Source organism: Cellulosimicrobium sp. MI9406 (assembly GCF_040595865.1).
In the GTDB taxonomy this organism is placed as follows: domain Bacteria; phylum Actinomycetota; class Actinomycetes; order Actinomycetales; family Cellulomonadaceae; genus Cellulosimicrobium; species Cellulosimicrobium funkei.
The window spans coordinates 16,448-39,062 of sequence record NZ_JALIZI010000009.1 but is presented as its reverse complement, the minus strand read 5'-3'; the positions used below and the strand labels follow the sequence as shown (position 1 = coordinate 39,062).

At 75.4% G+C, this 22,615-nt stretch carries 18 protein-coding genes; 7 read left to right on the top strand and 11 right to left on the bottom strand.

Translation table 11 applies throughout. From position 1 onward, the window contains the following. Positions 1 to 11: 11 nt before the first annotated feature. From MT994_RS16485 to MT994_RS16475, 3 genes are all read right to left on the bottom strand, one after another. Positions 12 to 845 carry a tryptophan-rich sensory protein gene (locus MT994_RS16485; RefSeq protein WP_168945104.1) on the bottom strand — a complete coding sequence of 278 codons (834 nt, stop codon included), beginning with the start codon at positions 843 to 845 and terminating at the stop codon, positions 12 to 14. A 204-nt stretch (positions 846 to 1,049) separates the two neighbouring features. Continuing rightward, entirely contained in the window at positions 1,050 to 1,784 is a 735-nt protein-coding gene (hemQ, locus tag MT994_RS16480; protein WP_354807114.1) for a hydrogen peroxide-dependent heme synthase, read from the bottom strand. A gap of 41 nt (positions 1,785 to 1,825) precedes the next feature. Continuing rightward, positions 1,826 to 3,055 carry a ferrochelatase gene (locus MT994_RS16475; RefSeq protein WP_354807113.1) on the bottom strand — a complete coding sequence of 410 codons (1,230 nt, stop codon included), beginning with the start codon at positions 3,053 to 3,055 and terminating at the stop codon, positions 1,826 to 1,828. Positions 3,056 to 3,255: 200 nt separating this feature from the next. Between MT994_RS16475 and MT994_RS16470 the strand changes: the two genes are divergently transcribed. After that, the gene (locus MT994_RS16470) at positions 3,256 to 4,296 is read left to right on the top strand and encodes a DUF2804 domain-containing protein (protein WP_354807112.1); all 1,041 of its coding nucleotides are present in this window, start codon (positions 3,256 to 3,258) and stop codon (positions 4,294 to 4,296) included. 162 nt (positions 4,297 to 4,458) lie between these two features. Further along, on the top strand, positions 4,459 to 5,766 hold the full coding sequence (locus MT994_RS16465; RefSeq protein WP_354807111.1) for an alkaline phosphatase: 1,308 nt from the start codon (positions 4,459 to 4,461) through the stop codon (positions 5,764 to 5,766). Positions 5,767 to 5,976: 210 nt separating this feature from the next. Here MT994_RS16465 and MT994_RS16460 read toward each other — a convergent pair whose 3' ends face one another. The 5 genes from MT994_RS16460 to MT994_RS16440 all read right to left on the bottom strand — a co-directional run bounded on the left by MT994_RS16460 (position 5,977) and on the right by MT994_RS16440 (position 12,825). Next, entirely contained in the window at positions 5,977 to 7,038 is a 1,062-nt protein-coding gene (locus MT994_RS16460; protein ID WP_354807109.1) for a carbohydrate ABC transporter permease, read from the bottom strand. Continuing rightward, positions 7,035 to 7,919 (bottom strand): sugar ABC transporter permease, encoded by an 885-nt coding sequence (locus tag MT994_RS16455; protein WP_076406070.1) that lies wholly within the window; start codon positions 7,917 to 7,919, stop codon positions 7,035 to 7,037. Before MT994_RS16455 ends, MT994_RS16460 begins: the two co-directional genes overlap by 4 nt. A 242-nt stretch (positions 7,920 to 8,161) precedes the next feature. Further along, on the bottom strand, positions 8,162 to 9,562 hold the full coding sequence (locus tag MT994_RS16450; RefSeq protein WP_021483402.1) for an extracellular solute-binding protein: 1,401 nt from the start codon (positions 9,560 to 9,562) through the stop codon (positions 8,162 to 8,164). 110 nt (positions 9,563 to 9,672) lie between these two features. After that, complete coding sequence (locus MT994_RS16445) at positions 9,673 to 11,406, bottom strand: glycoside hydrolase family 13 protein (protein WP_354807230.1); 1,734 nt, start codon at positions 11,404 to 11,406, stop codon at positions 9,673 to 9,675. Between the two features lie 387 nt (positions 11,407 to 11,793). Further along, positions 11,794 to 12,825, bottom strand: coding sequence for a LacI family DNA-binding transcriptional regulator (locus tag MT994_RS16440; RefSeq protein WP_354807108.1), 1,032 nt, complete (start codon positions 12,823 to 12,825; stop codon positions 11,794 to 11,796). A 132-nt stretch (positions 12,826 to 12,957) separates the two neighbouring features. Between MT994_RS16440 and MT994_RS16435 the strand changes: the two genes are divergently transcribed. From MT994_RS16435 to MT994_RS16415, 5 genes are all read left to right on the top strand, one after another. After that, positions 12,958 to 14,739, top strand: coding sequence for a beta-N-acetylhexosaminidase (locus MT994_RS16435; protein WP_354807106.1), 1,782 nt, complete (start codon positions 12,958 to 12,960; stop codon positions 14,737 to 14,739). After that, complete coding sequence (locus MT994_RS16430; protein ID WP_354807105.1) at positions 14,736 to 16,388, top strand: amidohydrolase family protein; 1,653 nt, start codon at positions 14,736 to 14,738, stop codon at positions 16,386 to 16,388. The genes MT994_RS16435 and MT994_RS16430 overlap by 4 nt, the downstream gene beginning before the upstream one ends. Positions 16,389 to 16,437: 49 nt before the next feature. After that, complete coding sequence (locus MT994_RS16425; protein WP_354807104.1) at positions 16,438 to 17,814, top strand: alanine racemase; 1,377 nt, start codon at positions 16,438 to 16,440, stop codon at positions 17,812 to 17,814. 72 nt (positions 17,815 to 17,886) lie between these two features. Beyond that, positions 17,887 to 18,294, top strand: coding sequence for a RidA family protein (locus MT994_RS16420; protein ID WP_021483739.1), 408 nt, complete (start codon positions 17,887 to 17,889; stop codon positions 18,292 to 18,294). A 92-nt stretch (positions 18,295 to 18,386) separates the two neighbouring features. After that, the gene (locus MT994_RS16415; RefSeq protein WP_194521100.1) at positions 18,387 to 19,595 is read left to right on the top strand and encodes an AAA family ATPase; all 1,209 of its coding nucleotides are present in this window, start codon (positions 18,387 to 18,389) and stop codon (positions 19,593 to 19,595) included. A gap of 42 nt (positions 19,596 to 19,637) precedes the next feature. Here the strand turns inward: MT994_RS16415 and MT994_RS16410 are convergent, their stop codons facing one another. The 3 genes from MT994_RS16410 to MT994_RS16400 all read right to left on the bottom strand — a co-directional run bounded on the left by MT994_RS16410 (position 19,638) and on the right by MT994_RS16400 (position 22,326). Continuing rightward, positions 19,638 to 20,840, bottom strand: a complete 1,203-nt coding sequence (locus MT994_RS16410; RefSeq protein ID WP_354807102.1) for a glycerate kinase — start codon at positions 20,838 to 20,840, stop codon at positions 19,638 to 19,640. A 137-nt stretch (positions 20,841 to 20,977) separates the two neighbouring features. Next, a complete protein-coding gene (locus MT994_RS16405) occupies positions 20,978 to 21,505 on the bottom strand; it encodes a MarR family winged helix-turn-helix transcriptional regulator (protein ID WP_354807101.1) in 528 nt (175 codons plus the stop codon). A 59-nt stretch (positions 21,506 to 21,564) separates the two neighbouring features. Then, positions 21,565 to 22,326 (bottom strand): isoprenyl transferase, encoded by a 762-nt coding sequence (locus MT994_RS16400; RefSeq protein ID WP_043655243.1) that lies wholly within the window; start codon positions 22,324 to 22,326, stop codon positions 21,565 to 21,567. Positions 22,327 to 22,615: the final 289 nt, after the last annotated feature.

Sequence of the window (22,615 nt, the reverse complement as noted above, 5' to 3'; positions counted from 1 at the left end):
TCGGCGGGTGATCAGGGGCGTGGCCGGCGGGTTGTCGCCAGGAGCGCCGACAGGAGGGCGATCGCGGATGCTGCGACGGCGGCCCAGGCGACGGTGTGGTTGACCAGCTCGCCCTGGAACCGGCCGACGGCGATCCACGCGAGGCCCCACGACATCGCGAGGCCGATGCCGAGCACGACCGCGCGACGCCCGGCGGCGAACACGGCCCACGCGACCGAGAGGGCGGCGGCCGCCGCGACGAGCACGACCGACCAGCCCGTCGCGCCGAGGCCGAGCTCGCCGACACCCCCGTCGGTGAGGGCCGCGGCGACGTTGGCGAGCGTCGCGACGCTCACCCAGCCGGTGTACAGGCCCATCGTCCCGTCGAGCACGACGGCCTGCGCCGTCGACTCGGGCCGACGGCGCACGAGCCGCACGACGACCACCGCGTTGACGGCGAGCAGCGCCGCGATGACGACGACGCTCAGCGGCACCCACCCGGCCTGCACGACACCGATCCACGCGGCGTTGAGGACCATGGACACCAGGACCCACCACGCGGTCGCGCGCAGGCGCGGGCTCGTCGCGTGCCGCGGCAGCACCTGGTAGACGGCGAACGCGAAGAGGCCGAGGTAGATCACCGACCAGATGCGGAACGCCGGGTTGTCGGGCGCGACGGGCGTCGCGGTCGAGGACAGCGCTCCCCCGGCGGTCTGCTCGACGGACGTGCCGCCGAAGGCGCCCGCGCCGTACGCGGCGGCCCCGGCCGCGACGAGCGACCCGACGAGGACGACGACCTGGCGGACCCGGTCGGAGGGAGCGGGGGCGCGGACGCTTCCCGCGGGGACGGCGGCTGCGGTGGTCATGCCTCCAGCCTGACATCACTCAGCATGCTGAGCATGTCGGGGCGCCACCGATCCCCGCGGAGAAGGTGGCCGCTCCCCCGCCGAGAACGACCCTGCTCCCCGCCGAGAGCGACTCTGGTGTCGGTATCGCGGGGATACCGACACCAGAGTCGTTCTCGGCCGCAGACCCGGGCTTGCCGGGCGGGCGGGAGCGAGGGTGGGGGGTCAGGCCAGGGGCTGGCGGTCCGCCCAGTCGGCGAGCGTCGTGCGCGGGCCCGTGAAGAACGGGACCTCCTCGCGCACGTGGCGGCGCGCCTCGGTCGCGCGCAGCTCGCGCATGAGGTCGACGATGCGGTGCAGCTCGTCGGCCTCGAACGCGAGGATCCACTCGTAGTCGCCGAGCGCGAACGACGCCACCGTGTTGGCCCGCACGTCCGGGTAGTCCTTCGCCGCGAGGCCGTGGTCGCGCAGCATGGTGCGGCGCTCGGCGTCGGGCAGGAGGTACCAGTCGTACGAGCGCACGAACGGGTAGACCGACAGGTAGTCGCGCGGCTCCTCGCCCGCGAGGAACGCGGGCACGTGCCCCCGGTTGAACTCCGCCGGGCGGTGCAGCGCCACGTTCGACCACACGGGCTCGAGGTGCGCGCCCAGGCCGCTCGCGCGCAGGTGCTGGTAGGCGCGCTGCACCGACTCGACCGTCGGGCCGTGCCACCACACCATGAGGTCGGCGTCCGAGCGCAGGCCCGCGACGTCGTACCAGCCGCGCACGACGAGGTCGCCGTCCGTCGCGGACGGGTTGTCACCGCCGCCGACGGCGGCCAGCGCGTCCGCCACGAGGCCCGCGCGCTCGTCCGCGTCGGCGGGCAGGGGCGCCGCCGTCGCGAAGACGGACCACATCGCGTAACGGATGGTGGTGTTGATCTGCTCGTGGTCCGCGGGCACGCGCGCGGCGTCGTTCATCGGGGTTCCTCTCGGGTCCGTGCGGGGGTGTCCGCCGGGGTTCAGCTGTGGATGTCCGTGCTGCACAGCGCCGGGACGCCGCTCGGCTCGCCGTCGCGGCGCAGGCAGCAGCCCGGCGCGCACACCGAGCGGAACGCGGGCAGCGCACCGACCGTGGCCTGCTCGACGTCCTCGCCGCGCGCGAGCGCCGCGCGCTCGACGAGCAGGTCCACGAGGCCGCGCACGAACGGCTCGCGCGTGCTCACGGTGCCCGCGCGGACCGCGGTCATCCCGAGCTCCGTCGCCGTCTCCATCGCCTCGGTGTCGAGGTCGTACGCGACCTCCATGTGGTCGGAGACGAAGCCGATCGGCGACAGCACAACGTCGCGGACGCCGTCCTGCGCGAGAGCCTCCAGGTGGTCGTTCACGTCGGGCTCGAGCCACGGCTGGCTCGGCGGGCCGGACCGCGAGCAGTACGCGAGGTCCCACGCGACGTCGTGGCCCAGGCGCGCCGACACCTCCGCGGCGATGACGCGCGCGAGGTCGAGGTGCTGCTCGGAGTACGTCGCGAACGAGACGCGCGACGCCGCCTCCATCGTGTCCGGGATGGAGTGCGTGACGAACACGAGCCGCGCGGCAGCGCCGTCGCCGCCCTTGTCCGCGAGCGCCGCGTAGCCGTCGAGCACCGCGTCGACGTTCGCCTGCGCGAAGCCCGGGTGGTTGAAGTAGGAGCGCACCTTGTCGAACTGCACGCCCGTGGAGCCGTCGGGGCCGAGCTGGCCGCGCCCGTCGAGCACGACCGCGAGGTCCTCGCGGTACTGGCGGCAGCCCGAGTACGACGAGTACGCGGACGTCACGAGCGCGACGGCGTTCTTCGCGCCCAGCGCCTCGAGCTCGTCGATCGCGTCGGTCGTGTACGGCTCCCAGTTGCGGTTGCCCCACACGACGGGCAGCTCGGCGCCGCGGCGCGCGAGCTCGGCCTCGATCGCCGCCTTGAGCGCGAGGTTCTGCTCGTTGATGGGGCTCTTGCCGCCGAAGCCGTAGTAGTGCTCGCCGACCTCCTCGAGGCGCGAGTCCGGGATGCCCTTGCCCGCGGTGACGTTGCGCAGGAACGGCACGACGTCCTCGGGCTTGTTGGGCCCGCCGAACGAGTACAGCAGCAGCGCGTCGTACGGGCGCAGGTCGGGCGCAGGACCGGGGTCGACGGCGCTCGCGGGGGTGGCGGCGGGCTCGACGGGCTCAGCGGCCCGGCCCGTGTCGGCAGTGACGTCCTGGGGGGAGAACGGGGGCATGCTCCCGATCATGGCACCCGCTCCTGAGCCCGCTCGTCCGGAAGCGGGCACCTCGGACGTGACATTGACGGGACAGAGTGTCACCTCGTCCCCGCGAGGCCGGTCGCACCCTAGACTCGGGCCGCTCGTCCCTCGGGCCGCGCCGCGAGCACCGACGCCCGCGCACGAGCCGCCCGAGCCGACCACGTGGAGGTGGAGCCGTGCCGCTCCCGGAGATCACCGAGCGCGTGCCGCTCACGCGCCCCGACGGCCGCCTCGACCGCCGGGCCGTCGGCTGGGCCCGCCGGCCCCTCGTCGACACCGACGCGATCGGGCGGCGCGGCGCGGGCGGCCCGCGCCGGTTCGGCCGGAACAAGCGCTGGGAGTACTGGGGCGTGACCACCCCGACGCACGTCCTCGCCCTCACCGTCTCCTCGATCGACTACGCCGCGGTGCACGAGGTGTGGGTCCTGGACCGGGAGTCGGGCCGGACGTGGGGTGCCGGCGCGACCGTGGTGCCGGCGCGCGGCGTCGAGCTTCCCGGCACGCTGGGCGCCGGCCCGGCGCGCGCCCGGGCGAGGAACCTCGCGATCGACCTCGACGAGGTCGACGGCGGCACGCGCCTGCGGGCACGCACGCGCGACGTCTCGTTCGACGTCGTCGCCACGCTGCCGCCGGGTCACGAGCGGCTCGCGGTGGTGGTCCCGTGGAGCGACACGCGGTTCCAGTACACGGTCAAGGACGTGGCCCGCCCGGCGCACGGGACGCTGTGGGTCGACGGCCGGACGGTCGACGTGCCCGCCGGCTCGTCGTGGGCCGTGCTCGACCACGGGCGCGGGCGCTGGCCCTACGACGTCCGGTGGAACTGGGGCGCGGGCTCGGGCGAGAGCCACGGCCGGGTCGTCGGGATCCAGGTGGGCGGCCGCTGGACGGTCGGCACGGGATCGACCGAGAACGCGGTCCTCGTCGACGGGCGTCTCCACCATCTCCCCGACGAGCTCGTCTGGGACTACGACCTCGCCGGCCCGGACCGGCCGTGGCGCGTCAGCGGCGGCGGCCTCGACGCGACGTTCGTGCCCTTCCACACGAAGGTCACGCGCACGCACCTCGGGGTCGTCTCGTCGTCGACCGACCAGTGCTTCGGGCACTGGACGGGCACGTTCACGCCGCCGGCCGCGCCGGGTGCGGGCGGCACCCCGCCCGCGCCGGTGCGGTTCGACGGGCTCGTCGGCTGGGCCGAGGAGGTCCACAACCGCTGGTGACCGCCCCGCACCCCGGCCCGGCTTGCCAGTCCCCCGCCTCTGCCTAGCGTGGGGAGCGTCCCGGCGGCACCGACGCCGTCGGGCGTGCCCCGCGACGACGGCGACCCGTCCGCGGCGGCCGTGCCGGCACCGGAGCCGGCGCCGGTGGGAAAGGGGAGTCTCATGCAGGCACGACGAGGACGGTTCAGCGCGGGGACGACGGGGGTCGCGGCCGCCGCGGCGCTCGTGATGCTCCTGCCGCTCGGCGGCGGAGGCGAGCGCGGCGACGACCGGGGCGGCGACCGCGGCGGCGGCCAGGGCCACGGGAACGACCGCGCCCGCAACGTCATCTTCATCCAGGGCGACGGGCTCGGGCTCTCGCACCGCGAGCTGATCCGGCTCGCGACGGTGGGCAAGGACGGGCAGCTCGCGATGGACTCGCTCGAGCACGCCGGGTGGACCACGACGGACTCGGCCGACCCCGAGGAGGCCGTCACGGACTCCGCGGCGGGCGCCACGGCGTTCGCGTCCGGGGTCCGGACGTACAACGGGGCGGTGGGCGTCGACGTCGACGGCAACCCGGTCCCGACGCTCCTCGAGGCGGCCCGGGGCGCGGGCAAGGCCACCGGGCTCGTCACGACGGCGCAGGTCACCGACGCGACGCCCGCGGCGTTCGGCGCGCACGTGCCCGACCGCGGCGACCAGAGCGAGATCGCGCGCCAGCTCCTGGAGAGCTCGCGGCCCGACGTCGTCCTCGGCGGCGGCGAGGACTGGTGGTACCCGGCGGGCGACCCCGGCGCGTGGGAGGACAACCCCGCCAAGGACCCGACCGAGCAGAGCAAGGGGACGAAGGGGAACCTGGTCGAGCGCGCGCAGGACCTCGGCTACACGTACGTGAGCGACGCCGAGGGCCTCGCGGACGCGCGCGGGCGCAAGCTGCTCGGCCTGTTCGCGAACGAGGAGATGTTCGAGCAGCGCAACGAGGGCGAGGGCGACCTGTACGAGCCGGAGGTGCCGCTCGTCGACATGACGGCCAAGGCGCTCGACGTGCTGTCGCGCGACCGCGACGGGTTCTTCCTGCTCGTCGAGGAGGAGGGCGTGGACGAGTTCGCGCACCGCTCCAACGCGACGCGCACGATCCAGGCCGGGCAGGCGCTCGACGAGACCGTCGCGCTGGCGCTGGAGTTCCAGAAGCGGAACCGGGACACGCTCGTGCTCGTCGTGGGCGACCACGCGACGGGCGGGCTCGCGATCGAGAACGTCGACCCCGAGGACGAGGGCGGCGAGGGCGCGACCGCCGAGGACGGCCCGTTCGACCTCGCGGGCTCCGACCTGCAGTTCACGGTCGACTGGACGACGGGCGGCCACACGGGCGAGGCGACGCCCATCACCGCACAGGGCCCGGGCGCCGCACGCCTCGCGGGCGCGCAGCGCAACACCGACGTCCACGACGCCGTCCTGCGCGCGATGCAGCCCCGCGGCCGCGGCTGAGCCCCGGGGAGCCGCCCGGCCCCGCGCCGCCGACCACGGGCCTGGCGCCGCCGAGCACGGCCCTGGCGCCGCCGACCACGGCCCTGGCGCCGCCGACCACGGGGTCGGCGACCGGATCGAGACGATTCCGGTCGCCGACCCCGTGTTCGACGGAGAGGTGGGGGCGGAGAAGGGGGTGCGGGGCGGGGGCCGGGGGGCCGAGCGCTGGGGTCAGCCCTTGACCGCTCCTCCGAGGCCGGCGCCCTGGAGGAACATGCGCTGGAAGACGAGGAACAGGCCGACGGGGATGAGGGTCGAGATCGCGAGCGCGGCGAGGAAGACGCCAAGGTCGGTCGACGCCTCGATGGACGGCAGGCGCACGGACAGCGGCTGGATCGCCGGGTCCTTGAGGACGAGCAGCGGCCAGAGGAAGTCCTTCCAGGCCGCGATGACCGCGAACACCGAGACGACGCCGACGATCGGGCGCGACATCGGCAGCACGACCGACCAGAACAGCCGGTAGGGCCCGGCGCCGTCCATGCGCGCGGCCTCGAACACCTCGCGCGGGAGGCTGTCGAAGAACCGCTGGACGAGCAGCACGTTGAACGCGCTCGCGCCCGCGGGCAGCCACACGGCCCAGAAGCTGTTGATGAGCGAGCGCCCCAGCAGGGGCGGGTCGAGGATCGTCAGATACAGCGGGACGAGCAGGACGATCGCGGGCACGAACATCGTCGAGAGCACGAGCGCCTGCACGACCTTCCCGTACCGCGGCCGCAGCACCGAGAGCGCGTAGCCGCCCGTCGTCGCGACGAGGATCTGCGACGCCCACGACCCGACCGCGAGCCAGATCGTGTTGAGGAAGTACCGGCTGACCTGGACGTCGTTCCACGCCTTGTCGAGGTTGTCCCACGCGATGCCGTTCGGGAAGACGGCCATCGGCGTGCGCAGGATGTCCTGCGTCGGCGTGACGGCGTACTTCGCGAGCAGCAGCATGGGGCCGAGGCCCGCGACGACGAGGATCACGAGCAGCAGGACGTGGGTCGTGCCCATCCCCCACCGCACGGACGGGCGGCGCCAGTCCGCCTCGGAGAGCGCGCCGCGCTCCTCGACGCCGTCGAGCGCCTTGCGGCGGCGCGCGCGCAGCCGTCGGCGGTCCGCCTCACGACGGGTGCGGCTCGCCTCCGCGGCGCGGCGAGCGGTGCCCGCCGGGTCGTCGGCGGCGTCCGTCGCCGCCGCGGAGTCCTGCGAGACGACGCCGATCTCGCTCGGGTTGTCGGTGGGCGAGAGGGTCATGACGTGCTCCAGGACCGGGTGAGCCGGAAGTAGAGGACCGAGAAGACGGCGAGGACGGCGGCGAGCATGATCGACAGCGCGGTCGCGGCCCCGTAGTCGCCGCCCAGGCTGTTCTGGAAGGCGTAGCGGTAGATGAGCAGCAGGATCGTCAGGGTCGCGTTGTTCGGCCCGCCGCCGGTGAAGAGGTAGGGCTCGAGGAAGACCTGCGCCGTGCCGATCACCTGGAGGATCAGGGTGATGAACAGGACGCCGCGCAGCGCGGGCAGCGTGACGTGCCAGATCTTGCGCCACAGCCCGGCGCCGTCGACCTCGGACGCGTCGTAGAGCTCGGGCGGCACGCTCGTGAGCGCCGCGAGGTAGATGATGATCGTCCCGCCCGCGCCGGCCCACGTGGCGGCGAGCACGAGCGAGGGCATCGCCGTCGAGGCGTCCTGGAGCCACGGGTACGGGCCGAGCCCGACCCAGCCGAGGATCGTGTTGAACACGCCTGTCGGGCTGCCGTTGTAGAAGAACTTCCACAGCAGCACCGCGACGACCGGCGGCACGACGACCGGCAGGTACGCGAGCGCGGAGTACAGCCCGCGCGCCCGGCGGACCTCGCGCATGAGCACCGCGGCGACGAGCGGGATCGGGTAGCCGAACAGCAGCGCGAGGAACGCGAAGTAGAGCGTGTTCTTCACGGCCTTGCCCAGGAGCGGGTCGCTGAGCACCTGGCGGAAGTTGTCGAGCCCGACGAACGTCGGGTCGCTCACGAGGTTCGTCTCCTGGAAGCTCATGATCACCGCGCGCACGATCGGGAACCACGAGAAGACGCCGAAGACGAGGATCAGCGGGAGCAGGAACACGAGGTTGCTCAGGCCGCCGCCGCGGAACCACGTCACGGGGCTGCGGCGTCGGCCGCCGCGGTCGGCCCGCGCGTGCGAGGCGGGTCCCCGTCGCGGCGGGGCGGTGGTGGCGGTCACGGGCGGACGTCCTTCGGTGCGGTGGGAGGTGCCCGACGACGCGAGGTGCGTCGCGCCGTCGGGCACCGGCGGGGTACGGGTCGGCCGGCAGGGGGCGCCGCCGGCCGACCCGGGTCTGCGGGCCGGGACGCGCGGACGGTGCCCGCGCGCCCCGACGGGCGTCAGCCCTGGTCGAGCAGGGCCTGCGCCTCGGTGTTCGCCTGCTCCAGCAGCGCGTCCACGTCGGCGTTCTCGTCGGTGAGGACGGCCTGGACGACGGGGTCGAGCAGGGCGTAGATCTCCTGCGTCTTCTGCGACGGCTCACCCACGAGCGGCAGGTCGAACATCGTGTCCGTGTAGCTCGTCATCTGGTCGAGCGGGACGTTGATGTAGTCCTTGATCCACTCCTGGTTCTGCTGGTACTGCTCCGGGGAGAACATCGGCAGGACCGGGGTGCCGACGGGCTGGTCGTTCGCGACGAGCGTCTCGGCGTCGGCGACGGCACGCTTCTCGTCGACGAGCTTGCCGAGGTAGAAGAAGTCGATCCACTTGATCGCGGCCTCCTTCTTCGCCTCGTCCACGTCCGCCGGCATCGCGGCGAGCGTGCCGCCGGTGAGGACGCCCGCGTCGTCGCCCTCGAGCGGGAGCGCCGCGAGGCCGTAGGTGGCGGGGTCGATCGCGTTCGTCTGGACGAGCGACGTGAAGACGTCCGAGCCCGACGTGTACATGGCGACCTGGCCCGCGGCGAACGCCTGGTTCATGGTCCCCCAGTCGAGGAGGAAGTTGCTCCCGAGGGAGTTGTCCTCCCAGCGCATGGCCTGGAGCCACTCGAGCGCTTCCTTGGTGCCGTCGTTCGTGAGCGTCGACGTGGCGGTGCCGTCGTCGGCGACCTCCTGCGTCCGACCGCCGCGCGCGAACGTGTTGACCGTGAGCTGCCAGCCGCCCGTGTTGTTCTGCGACATCTGCATGTAGCCCGCGACGCCCGGGTTGGCGTCCGCGATCTTCTTCGCGTCCTCGCGGACCTCGTCCCACGTGGTCGGCGGCTGGTCGGGGTCGAGCCCGGCGGACTCGAACAGCTCCCGGTTGTAGTGCAGGCCCACGCCGTACACGTTCTTCGCGGGGATCGCGTAGACGTGGCCGTCGGAGCCCGTCCCGGCCTCGAGGATCGCCGGGTTGAACTTGTCGGCGTACGGCAGGGTCCGGAACTGCTCGTCGAGATCGGCGAGCTGACCGTTCTCGACGAGCGTCTTGGCGTCGGTGAAGGGGATCTCGAAGACGTCGGGCAGCGTGCCGCCGGCGAGCTGCGGGGCGAACGTCGTCGCCTTCCACTCGTACTCCTCCGGCTGCACGTCGATGTCCGGGTTCGCGGCCTCGAACTCCTCGACCTGCGCGTTGAAGGCGTCGATCGCCTCCTGCTCGGAGCCCGGCAGGAGGGACACCACCTTGAGGGTGACCTTCCCGTCGCCGCCCGAGCCGCTGCTCTCGTCGTCGCTGCCCGAGCCGCCGCTCGAGCACGCGGCGAGCGTGCTGAACGCGAGCGCCCCCGCGAGGGTGAGGGCGGTCGCCTGACGTGTGGACTTCATCGTCGCTCCTGGGTTCCGGTGGTGCTGGGTGGGTTACGGGGTGCTGGGTAGCGGGTGCGGGTCGGGGGGCCGGGGCCCCGCGGCCCGGGTTCTCGTGGCGGTCGCCGCGGTCAGGCCCGGAGCCAGACGGCGGTGTCGGTGGGCAGGCGCGCCGCGCCCGGCGCGTCGCTCGCGCGGGACACGCTCCCGGGCGCGTCGCTGCGCAGGAGGACCTCGGCGTCCGCGGGGAGCGGGACGTCGTCGGGCCCGAGGTTGACGACGCACGCGACCGCGCGTCCGTCGCCGTCACCGTCGCCGGGAGCCTCGCGGGCGAAGGCGAGCACGTCGTCGCCGAGCACGACCCCGCCGAGGGAGTCGAGCCAGCGGAACCCGCCGGCCCGGAGCGCGGGCTCGGCCCGGCGGGTCGCGAGGACGCGCCGGTAGAGCGTGAGCACCGAGGTCTCGTCGCCGGTCTGCGCCTCGACGGAGAGCTCGCCCCAGCCGTGCGGCTGGGGCAGCCAGGGCGCCGCCCCGCCGTCGGGCCCGAAGCCGTGGCTCGTGCCGCCGCGCGTCCACGGGAGCGGGACGCGGCAGCCGTCGCGGCCCGGGTCGACGCCGCCGGACCGCGCGTGCATCGGGTCCTGGATCGCGTCGAGCGGGAGGTCCTCCACCTCGGGCAGCCCGAGCTCGTCCCCCTGGTAGAGGTACAGCGAGCCCGGCAGCGCGGCGGAGAGCAGCGCGGCCGCGCGGGCCCGACGCCGCCCGGTCGCCAGGTCCGTCGGCGTGCCGAACCGCTTGGTGGCGAACGCGAACGAGCTGTCCTCGCGCCCGTAGCGCGTCACGGGTCGGGTCACGTCGTGGTTGGACAGGACCCAGGTCGCGGGGGCGGCGACCGGCCCGTGCGCGTCGAGCGTGGTCTGGACCGACTCGCGCAGCGCCTTCGCGTCCCACGGGCGGGCCATGAAGTCGAAGTTGAACGCCGTGTGCATCTCGTCCGGGCGCAGGTACCGGGCGAACCGCTCCCGGTCCGCGAGCCAGACCTCGCCCACGAGCACGCGCGGCTCGTCGTACGCGTCGGCGACCGCGCGCCAGCCGCGATAGATGTCGTGGAGCTCGTCGCGGTCGACGTGCGGGTGCTCGCCGGGGCCGGGGTGGTCCGGGACCTCGGGCAGGGCCGGGTCCTTGACCAGCTGCGCCGCCGAGTCGATGCGGATGCCCGCGGCGCCGCGGTCGAACCAGAACCGCAGGATGTCCTCGTGCTCGCGGCGCACGTCGGGGTGGTCCCAGTTGAGGTCGGGCTGCTCGGGCGCGAACACGTGGAGGTACCACTCGCCGGGCGTGCCGTCGGGGTTCGTCGTGCGCGTCCACGTGCCGCCCTGGAACTCCGAGACCCAGTGCGTCGGGACCTGCGACCCGTCCTCGCCCCGGCCCGGGTGGAACCAGAAGCGCTCGCGCTCGGGCGACCCGGGGCCGGCCGCGAGGGCCGCGCGGAACCACTCGTGCTCGGACGAGACGTGGTTCGGGACGACGTCGACGATCGTGCGGATGCCGAGCGCGCGGGCCTCCGCGATGAGCTGCTCGGCCTCGGCGAGCGTGCCGAACTGCGGGTCGATCGCGCGGTAGTCGGCGACGTCGTAGCCGCCGTCCGCGAGCGGGGACACGTACCAGGGGGTGAACCAGATCGCGTCGACGCCGAGGTCGCGCAGGTAGCCGAGGCGCTGGCGCACGCCCGCGAGGTCGCCCGTCCCGTCGCCGTTCCCGTCCGCGAAGCTGCGCACGTACACCTGGTAGATCACGGCGCTGCGCCACCAGTCGGGCGACGAGGCCGCCGGCCGTGCCGCCGCCGTGGGGGCCGCGTCGGGGATGGGCGCGCCGTCGGCGGCTCGGGGGTGGTCGTTGCTCACCGCGTCCTCTTCCGTGAGTGCGTGGCCGGGTGGTCGGGTGGTCGCCCCGTCAGGTCGGCGCACGGCGTTCGATGCAGTCCGGGTTGGTCCCGGGATGGTCCCGGGATGGTCCCGGGACGGCCGTCGTGCACCGGGTGCCGACCGCGCCGTCGGGCATGACAGTAACTAGTCGACATCATCTGCGCAAGAACCGGACAGTGGCGTTATCGGAACGCTATCTCGGCGTGTCCAGACCGCGACGCCTTCGGCCGGAGGTGGGAGCGGCTCCCGCCGCAGGGCAGACGACGAGGACCCCAGCCCGGCGCGCACGAGGCGGCCGGGCCGGGGCCCAGGAGGAAGAGGGTGCGGTCAGGCGACCGTCGCGTCACGACCCGTCGTGCGCGCGGCGGCCGTCGAGCCGCGCACGACGAGCTCCGGCTCGAAGAGCAGCTCGTCGCGGGAGACGTCGGCGCCCGCGATCATGCCGGCGAGCAGGTCGACGGCCGCGCGGCCCATCGGCTCGATCGGCTGGCGCACGGTCGTCAGCGCGGGGTCCGTCGAGTTCATGAGGTTCGAGTCGTCGTAGCCGACGACGGAGACGTCGGCGGGCACGTCGAGCCCCGCGCGGCGGACGGCGCGGACCGCGCCGAGCGCGAGGGGGTCGCTCGCGCACACGATCGCCGTCGCGCCGGCCTCGAGGAGCCGGTTCGCGGCGGCCTGACCGCTCTCGAGCGAGTACTGGCTGTGCACGACGAGCGCCGGGTCCAGCGCGTGGCCGTGCCGCTCGGCGAAGGCCTGCGCGGCGGCGAGCTTGCGCTCGGAGGGCACATGGTCGGCCGGGCCGAGGAGCAGGCCGACCCGCTGGTGGCCGAGGGACAGCACGTGGCCGAGCGCCTGGTTCATGGCGACGAGGTCGTCGCACGAGACGCGGGGGAAGTCGAGGTCCTCGACGGACGCGTTCATCAGCACGACGGGCAGGCCGAGCTTCTCGAGCCGGCGGAAGTGCGCGTGGTCGGCCTGGCGCTCGGCGTAGAAGCCGCCCGCGAAGATCACGCCCGACACGTGCTGCCCCAGGAGCAGGTCGATGTACTCGGCCTCCGTCACGCCGCCCGCCGTGCGGGTGCACAGCACCGGGGTGAACCCCTGCTGCGCGAGCGCGCCCCCGATGACCTCGGCGAACGCCGGGAAGATGGGGTTGACGAGCTCCGGGAGCACGAGCCCCACGAGGCGGCCGCGCTCCCCGCGCAGCTTGGTCGGCCGCTCGTAGCCGAGCACGTCGAGCGCCGTGAGCACCGCGTCTCGCGTGGCCTGCGAGACGCCGGGCTTCCCGTTGAGCACGCGGCTCACGGTGGCCTCGCTGACACCGACCTTGGTGGCGACCTCCGCCAGACGTCTCGACATGCCGTCGACTATACGTCCGGCTGCAAGCGGCTTGCGTGATCCTCCCTGCGGTCAACGCACGTTTGCGGCAGCGCTGTCCGTCCGTCCACAGCCGGGTAGGACCACACGGCGCGGGCCCGATAGGCTCGTTCGGTGTCCTTCCAAAAGGTGCCCACCTCGTCCACGGCGGACCCCGCCGGGATCCTCCCCGCCCCGGTGACGCTCGAGCCCGGCGCCGGGACGACCGTCGTCGCGGACGGGACGTCCGTCGTCGCGGACCCCGCCCTGCGCCCCGCGGCGCGCTGGTGGCGGCGCGTCACCGAGGACGCGTTCGGCCTCGACCTCGTGCCCGCCCCGGCGGGCGCCGCGCCCGCCGACGGCACCCCGTCCGTGGTCTTCGCGGTCGACGACGACCTCCCGCCGTCGGGCTACCGCCTCGTCGTCGGCGACGACGGCGTCCGGGTCGGTGCGTCCGACCTCGACGGCGCGCACGCCGCGGCCCAGACCCTGCGCCAGCTCGCCGGCCCCGCCGCGTTCCGTCGTGCTCCCGCCGTGACGGGCGCGGGCGGTCGCTCCACGCTCGCGCTCCCCCACGTCGCGATCACCGACCACCCGCGGTTCGCGTGGCGCGGCGTGCTGCTCGACGTCGCGCGCCACTTCCTGCCGAAGGCCGACGTCCTGCGGTTCGTGGACCTCGCCGCGGCGCACCGGCTCAACGTGCTCCAGCTCCACCTCACGGACGACCAGGGATGGCGCGTCGAGATCGCGCGCTACCCCCGGCTCACCGAGGTGGGTGCGTGGCGGAGCGAGTCCGGGCTCGGCACCTGGCGCGCCGGCGTCGCCGACGGCCGTCCGCACGGCGGCTTCTACACGCAGGACGACCTGCGCGAGATCGTCGCGTACGCGCGCGAGCGCGGCGTCACCGTGGTCCCGGAGATCGACGCGCCGGGGCACGTGGAGGCCGCCGTCGCCGCATACCCGGAGCTCGGCACGCGCAAGCGACCGCACGAGGTCCGCACGACGTGGGGCGTGAGCACCGAGGTGCTCGACCCGTCGGAGGAGTCGCTGACGTTCTTCCGGCACGTGCTCGACGAGGTGCTGGAGATCTTCGACGCGCCGTTCGTCGCGATCGGCGGTGACGAGGTGCCCACGACGCTGTGGCGCGAGAACCCCGCGATCGTCGCGCGCGCGCAGGCGCTCGGGCTCGACGACGTCGGCGGGCTGCACGGCTGGTTCCTCGCGCGGCTCGCCGAGCACGTCGCGTCCCGCGGTCGGCGGGCGGTCGTGTGGGACGAGGCGTTCGGCCCCGCGCTCCCGCGCGACGTCGTCGTGACGTCGTGGCGCGGCTGGGCCGTGGGCGCGGACGCGCTCGCGGCGGGCCACGACGTCGTCATGGCGCCCGAGCAGGTCGTGTACCTCGACCACCGCGGCGGCGACACCCCGGACGAGCCCGTGCCGGTCGGGTTCCTCACCACGCTCGACGACGTGTACGCGTTCGAGCCCCTGCCGGCCGAGCTCGCGGGTGCCGCGGACGGCACGGCGGCCGGTCCCGCCACCGCTCCCGCGCCGGGCGCGCTGCTCGGCGGGCAGGCGGAGCTCTGGTCCGAGCACCTCGACTCCGCGCGCCGCGTCGACTACGCCGCGTTCCCGCGCCTCGCAGCGTTCGCCGAGGTCATGTGGTCGCCCGAGGCCGACCGCTCCCCCGGGTCCCCCGCGGCCCGCGCGTTCCACGAGCGCCTCGTCGCGCACCACCTGCCGCGCCTCGACGCGGCCGGCGTGGAGTATCGGCCGCTCGACGGGCCGCACCCGTGGCAGACCCGGCCCGGGGTCGCGGGCTGGCCGCGCGACCGCGCCGAGGAGCTCGCCGCGGGCGGCCTGCGCGGCGTCGGCGGCTGGGTCGAGGGTCGCGACGAGGACGCGGGCGGCCCGGCATGAGCGCCCTCGTGGTGCGCGGGGCGCGCCTCGTCGAGCCCGACGGCGGCCCCTCCGCCCCCGTCGACGTCACCGTGCGCGCGGGCCGGGTCGAGGGCGTCGCGCCCGCGGCCGCGACCGCTCCGGCGGGCGCCGACGTGCTGGACGCGGACGGCCGCCTCCTGCTGCCCGGGTTCGTCGACGCGCACGTGCACGGAGAGGCCGCCGTGCTCGACGACGACGTGCAGCTCGCGATGCTGCGCCAGGGCGTGACGAGCGTCGTCGTCGGGCAGGACGGGGTGTCCTACGCACCCTCGCCGCGCCCGGACGCCGACGGCGGGCCCGCGACGTCGGGCCTGCACGACGCCGCCGCCTGGGCGAGCGGGTACTTCGCGGCGATCAACGGCGAGCACCCGACGTTCCGCGGCGGGTCCGTCGCCGACCTCCTCGCCACGTACGACGGCACGACGCGCGTCAACGTGGGCTACCTCGCCCCGCACGGCACGCTCCGCTACGCGGTGCTCGGCGCCGCCGCGCGCCCCGCGACGCCCGCCGAGACCGACCGCATGCTCGCGCTGCTCGCGTCTGCGCTCGACGACGGCGCGCTCGGCCTGTCGACCGGCCTGGAGTACGTCCCCGCGACGTACGCCGACGAGACCGAGCTCGTCGCGCTCGCGCGCGTGCTCGCGGCGCGAGGACTTCCTCACGTGTCGCACATGCGCGGCTACGAGGACCGGGCCGGGCCGGCCTTCGCGGAGCTCGTGCGCGTCGCACGCACGTCCGGGGTCGCGACCCACGTCTCGCACTACCACGGCCCGGCCGCGGAGCTGCTGGGGTACGTCGACGACGCGCACGCCGCGGGCCTGGACGTCACGTTCGACTCGTACCCGTACCTGCGCGGCTGCTCGATCCTGTCCATGGTGTCGCTGCCGACGTGGCTCCCCATCGCGGACGTCGACGCGACCGTCGCGGCGCTCGCCGACCCGGCGGTGCTCGAGCGCCTGCACCGCGAGCACTTCCCGCACCTGGCCGACCTGTGGCCGCGCGTGACGATGGCCGCGGTCCCGACCGGCCCCGCCGCCGGGGCCGCGGCGGGCCCGGCCGAGGACCTGTCGTGGACCGAGGGCATGACGTTGCCCGACGTCGCCGCGCGCCTGGGGCTGTCCCCCGCCGAGACCGCGGTGCGGCTGCTCGTCGCGACGCGGCTGCGCGCGTCGTGCGTGTTCGCCCAGCCGCCCACGAACTCCCCCGAGTCCGTCCGCGCCCTGCTGCGCCACCGGGCGCACGTGGGCGGGTCCGACGCGATCTACGCGCCGGTCGGGGGCGGCGGCCGCCCGCACCCGCGCGGCTGGGGCGCGTTCGCGCGCTTCCTCGCCGAGCACGTGCGTACGCTCGGGGACTGGACGTGGCACGACGCCGTCACGCACCTGTCCGCGCGGCCTGCCGCGCGCTTCGGGCTCGCCGGGCGCGGCACGGTCGTCCCGGGGGCGGTCGCGGACCTCGCGCTCGTCGACCCCGACCGCGTACGCGACGAGGCGACGTACGAGGACCCGCGCCGCCCGGCGTCGGGCGTGGACGACGTGCTGGTCGCGGGCGTGCGCGTCCTGCGCGACGGCGCGCTCACCGACGCGCTCCCGGGCCGCCCGCTGCGTCCGGGCGCACCGGCGGCGTGACCCGCGCCCTGCCCCCGTCCACGAGAGCCCCGTCCCCGAGGAGGACCCCATGACCGGCACGACGCACGACGCCGCGCGGCCCGCACCCGACCGCCCCTGGGCGGGCGACGTCGTCGGGCCCCGGACCAAGGGGCTGCGGCTCCCGGCCGGGACCACCGTCGCGGACGTGCTCGCGGGCTCGCCGCGCGTCACCGACACCGCGTTCTCCTGGCCGCTGCTCACGCTCGACGACGCGGCGCTCGACCACAACGTCGGCACCGTCGCGCGCGTGTGCGCCGAGCGCGGGGTCGAGCACGCGCCGCACGTGAAGACGACGATGTCCCGCGCGCTCTACGCGCGCCAGGCTACGGCCGGGGCGTGGGGCGCGACGGTCGCGACGCCGTCCCAGCTGCGCACGGTGCGCGACTGGGGCGTGCCACGCGTGCTGCTCGCCAACGAGCTGCTCGACCCGCGCGAGATCGCGTGGCTGCGCGACGACCTGGCGCGCGCCGAAGCCGCGGGAGGCGACGACGAGGTGTGGCTGTGCGTCGACTCGCCGCACGGGGTCGACCTGCTCGCCCGCGGGTTCGCCGACGCCCCGGCCGCCGTCCGCGCGCGCCTCGGCGTGCTCGTCGAGCTCGGTGTCCCCGGCGGGCGCACCGGCGTCCGCAGCACCGCCGCGGCGCTCGACCTCGCGCGCGCTCTCCGCGCGTCGGGCCTGCGCCTGCTCGGCGCGACGGGGTACGAGGGCTCGGTCGCGGGCGGCACGACCGCCGACGAGCTCGGCGCCGTCGCCGCCTGGTGCGAGGACCTGCGCACGCTCGGCACCGCGTTCGTGCGCGAGGGTCTCGCGGGCGTGGACGAGCCGCTCGTGCTGTCGGCGGGCGGCAGCTCGTTCCTCGACGTCGTGCTCGCCGGGCTGCCCGGCCCGGTCCCCGGCGCGGACGGGCGCGAGGTCGAGGTCCGCGTCGTCGTGCGCTCGGGCGCGTACGTGACGCACGACCACGGCTTCTACTCGCGCACCGACCCGTGGAGCCGCATCCCCGGCGCCGAGCCGCTGCGCGCCGCCGCGACCGTCTGGGGCCAGGTGCTCTCCGTCCCGGAGCCCGGGCTCGCGGTCTGCGGCATCGGCCGGCGCGACGTCTCGTTCGACATCGACCTGCCCGTCGCGCTCTGGCTGCGCTCGCAGTCCGACGACGGCTGGCTCGCCCCGCGCGAGCTCGCCGGCACCCGTGTCACCGCGCTCAACGACCAGCACCTCTACCTCGCGCTGGACGCGGACGGGGCCGGGGCCGGGCAGGTCGGCGGCCCCGCCACCGCCCAGGTCCGCCCGGGCGACGTCGTCGGCTTCGGCATCTCCCACCCCTGCACGACCTTCGACCGGTGGCGCGTCGCCGCCGTCGTGCGGGGCGACGAGGTCGTGGACCTCGCGACGATCGACCTCTGACCGACCCACACCGCTGACCCACTCCGACCCCGCACGACACCCGGACACCCGGACACCCCGAGAGGACCCCGCATGACCACCGAGAAGACCGCGATCTCCACCCCCGACGCCCCGGCCCCCGCGCACACGTTCCACCAGGGCGTGCGCAAGGGACCGTTCGTCCAGGTCTCGGGCCAGGGGCCCGTCGACCCGGCGACGAACGAGTACCTCTACCCCGGCGACGTCGCCGCGCAGACCACGCGCACGCTCGAGAACGTGCGCGCCATCGTCGAGGCGTCCGGCGCCACGTTCGACGACGTCGTCATGCTCCGCGTGTACCTCACGAAGCGCGAGGACTTCCCGATCATGAACGACGCCTACGGCGCGTTCGTCGCGCAGCACACCACGAAGGGCGTGCTCCCCAGCCGCACCACGGTCTTCACGGGTCTGCCGCGCGAGGAGATGCTCGTCGAGATCGACGCGTTCGCGATCACCGACTGACGCGCCACACAGCCCGCCTCGCCACGCTCCGCGCCGGGTCCCGCGCCGCCGCGTGGGACCCGGCGCGTAGCGTGCCGGGCGGGAGGTGACCGATGCTCGCGACGATCGCGGTGGAGGGCTACCGCTCGCTGCGGAGCCTCGTGCTGCCGCTCGGGCGGCTCACGGTCGTGACCGGGGCGAACGGGACGGGCAAGTCGAGCCTGTACCGCGCGCTGCGCCTGCTGTCCGGGTGCGCGCTCGGGGGCGCCGTCGGCGCGGTGGCCCGCGAGGGCGGGCTGCGGTCGACGCTCTGGGCCGGGCCCGAGCAGGGCGGTCGGGCGGCGCGCGCGGGGGGCCCGGTCCAGGGCACGCGCCGAACGGCACCCGTCGCGCTGCGCCTCGGGTTCGCGGGGGCCACGCCGGACGACCTGGGCTACGCGGTGGACCTCGGCCTGCCGCAGCACCCGGGGTCGGCGTTCGCCCTCGACCCGGAGATCAAGGTCGAGACCGTCTGGTCGGGGCCCGTCCCGCGGCCCGCGACGCTCCAGGTCGAGCGGCGCGGACCGGCCGTCCGCGTGCGCGACGACGCGGGCCGCTGGCAGTCCTCACCCGCGCGCCTGCGGCCCTTCGACAGCGTGCTCACCGAGCTCGTCGACCCGGTGGGCGCGCCGGAGGTCGTCGCGGTGCGCGAGCGCCTGCGGTCGTGGCGCTTCTACGACCAGCTGCGCACCGACGCCGACGCCCCGGCGCGCTCGCCGCAGCTCGGCACCCGCACGCCCGTCCTCGCGCACGACGGCGCGGACCTCGCCGCAGCGCTGGAGACCGTGCGCGACCTGGGGCGCGGCGACGAGCTGGACGACGCCGTCGCCCGCGCCTTCCCCGGCAGCCGGCTCGCGGTGCACGCCGACGACGGCCGGTTCGAGGTCGCCTTCCACCAGGACGGCCTGCTCCGGCCGCTCACCGGCGCCGAGCTCAGCGACGGGACGCTGCGCTATCTCTTCCTCGTCGCCGCGCTGCTCTCGCCGCGACCGCCCGAGCTCCTCGTGCTCAACGAGCCGGAGACGAGTCTGCACCCCGACCTCCTGCCCGCGCTCGGCGCGCTCGTGCACGCGGCGGGCCGCGAGACGCAGGTCGTGGTCGTCACGCACGCGCCGCCGCTCGTCGAGGCGCTGCGCGACGCCGCCGCGTCGGGCCCGGCGGACCTGCCCGGCGCGGACGAGCTCGTGGAGGTCGAGCTCGTGCGGTCACCGTTCGGCGAGACGACGGTCGCCGGGCGCGAGGGGCTCCTCGACCAGCCCGCGTGGAGCTGGCCGAAGCGCTGACGGCGGCGCCGTCCCCCGGGAGCCGGCCGGGGGACGCGCCGGTCAGCGCCGCGACGCGACGTGCAGGCTCGTGACGGTCGCCGCGAGGTCGACGAGGCGGGACGCCGTGCGGTCGAGCAGCTCGTCGAGCGCGATGGGCCCGGGCGCGATGCTGAACGCCGCGGCGATCCCGGCCTCACGCGCCTGGTGGGCGGGCAGCAGCACCCGGCCCGCGAGCACGACGACCGGAGGCCGGTGCGGCGCCTCCGCCGCGAGGGCGCCCATCGCGTCCGCGACCTTCCCGTTCACGGACTGCGAGTCGAACGACCCCTCGCCCGTGACGACGAGGTCGGCAGCGCGGATGGCAGCGGGCAGCCCGACCGCCTCGGCGACGAGGCGCGCGCCCGGCTCGAGCTCCGCGCCGAGGACGCCGACCATGCCCGCGGGAACGCCGCCCGCGGCGCCCGCACCCGCGAGCTCCGCCACGTCGACGCCGGTCTCCTGCACGAGGACTCCCGCCCAGCGCCGCAGCGCGTCGTCGAGGAACGCCACGTCCGCCGGCTGGGCGCCCTTCTGCGGTCCGAACACGTGCGCCGCGCCCCGCTCGCCGTGCAGGGGGTTGGTGACGTCGACCGCGAGGCGCCAGCGGACCTCGCGCGCCCGCGGGTGCAGGCCGGACAGGTCGAGCCGCGCGACCCGCGCGAGGCCCTCCCCGCCGTCGGGCACAGTCGTCCCGTCGGCGTCGAGGAGCCGCGCGCCGAGGCCCGTGAGGATGCCCGCGCCGCCGTCGGTGGACGCCGACCCGCCGAGGCACACGATCACCTCGTCGACGCCCGCGTCGAGCACGGCGGCCGCCGCGGCGCCCGTGCCGCGGGTGTGCGCGTGCAGGGGCTGCAGCGCGACGTCGCTCACCTGGGGCAGCCCGCTCGCCTCGGCGAGCTCGACCACGCCGAGGCGGCCGTCGGCCGAGACCCCGTAGCGCGCGGTGCGGGGACGGCCGATCGCGTCGACCGTGGAGACCTCCCGGGCCGGGACGCCCCACACGGCGAGCAGGGCCTCGAGCGTGCCCTCGCCGCCGTCGGCCATGGGGAGCTCGACGACCTCCGCGTCAGGGACGACGCTGCGCACGCCCGTCGCGACGGCGTGCGCGACGTCGGCGGCGCTCAGGCTGCCCTTGAACGAGTCGGGGGCGACGACGACGCGCAGCGGGCCGTCGGCACGGGGCCCGGGGACGGGGTTCGGGGTGGTGCTCGGCGTTGAGGACACGCTCGCATCCTAGGCAGGCCGACGCGCGACGGCCCGTAGCGGAAGGGACGGACCGGACGTGTTCCGCGCCACAGCGCCGAGACCGCGAGGCCGGTACCGAGGCGGCCGGAGTGACCGCGTCGTCCGTGGGCGCGCGCTCAGACGCCCGGGGCGCCCGCCGCGCGTCCCGGCGCGGCGTCCGGGATGTCCGACTGCGCGGCACGCAGCCGCTCGAGCAGCTCGCCGAGCGTCGCGAGGTCGGCGTCGTCGAGGGCGCCGCCCACGTACGTCGCGATGGCCCGGGCGTGCGCGCGGCCGGTCGTGCGCTGGAGCTCGCGGCCCGCCGGGGTGAGCCGGACGAGCGTGCCCCGCGCGTCGTCCGGCGGGGTCGCCCGGTCGACGAGGCCGCGCGCCGCGAGCCGGTCCACCATGCGGCTCAGCGAGGGCTGGCTGAGCAGGATGTACGCGTTGAGGTCGCGCAGCCGCATCCCGTCCTCGGGGCCCTTCGTCAGCGAGAACAGCACGTCGTACTCGCGCAGGGTCAGGCCGTCCCAGACCGGGTCGGACTGCAGCCGCCGCATGATCGCGACCTGGGCCCGGAAGAGGGACTCCCACGTCTCGACGGCGAGGCGCGCGCTCCCGGGGCCCGGCTCGGGACCCGCGTCGTCGGCGTGCTGCTGCGTCATGTCGCCCCCGGACGGCTCGGTCGATGCGTTCGCATCGACCCTACCCGCCGGGTGGCCGGTCAGCGGCCCAGGCGGCGTTCGCGCTGCGAGTACGCGCGCAGCGCGCGCAGGTAGTCGACGCGACGGAAGTCGGGCCAGTACGCCTCGCAGAAGTAGAACTCCGAGTGCGCGCTCTGCCAGAGCAGGAAGCCGCCGAGGCGCTGCTCGCCCGACGTGCGGATGACGAGCTCCGGGTCCGGCTGGCCCTTGGTGTAGAGGTGCTCCTCGATGTGCTCGACGTCGAGGTTCTCCGCGAGGTCCTGCAGGCGCGCCCCCGCGGCGGCCTGCTCGCGCAGGTACGACCGCACGGCGTCGGCGATCTCGTGGCGCCCGCCGTAGCCGATCGCGACGTTGACCTGGAGCCCGTCGACGGCGGCCGTGCGCTGCTGGGCGTCGCGCAGCGCCGCCGTGAGCCGCTCGGGCAGCAGGTCGAGCCGGCCCATGACCCGCAGGCGCCAGCGGCCCGTCTCGGCGAGGTCGCGCACGGCGTCCTCGATGATGTCGAGCAGCGCCGACAGCTCCTCCTGCGACCGCGACAGGTTGTCGGTCGAGAGCATCCACAGCGTGACGACCTCGACGCCGAGGTCCTCGCTCCAGCCCAGGAACTCCGTGATCTTGTCGGCGCCCCGGCGGTGCCCGGTCGCCGTGGACTCCCCGAACGAGCGCGCCCACCGCCGGTTGCCGTCGAGGATGACCCCCACGTGGCGCGGGACGCTCTCGCGCGAGAGGGTCGCCGCGAGGCGACGCTCGTAGAGTCCGTAGACGGGGCGGGGCAGGCGCACGCTGGTTCCTCGGCGATGGGCGGACGGGGACGCCCGGCGGGCGCGCCCCGGTGGGGGCGCTCGGGCCGAACCCGCACACGCTACCGCTCGCCCGAGCCCGGTCCGGCGGGCCGGGACCGCTCCGCACGCCCCTGCCCAGGATCTTCACACCGCGGGGCGGGGACGGGTCGCAAACCTACGTTGGCGTAACTTACGATGGCGTAGGTTGGTGTGGGAGCCCCGCGCCGGCCTCTTCCGTGCCCGGACACACACCACCGAGGAGACGTCGTGGACCGACCGACCGACCGCG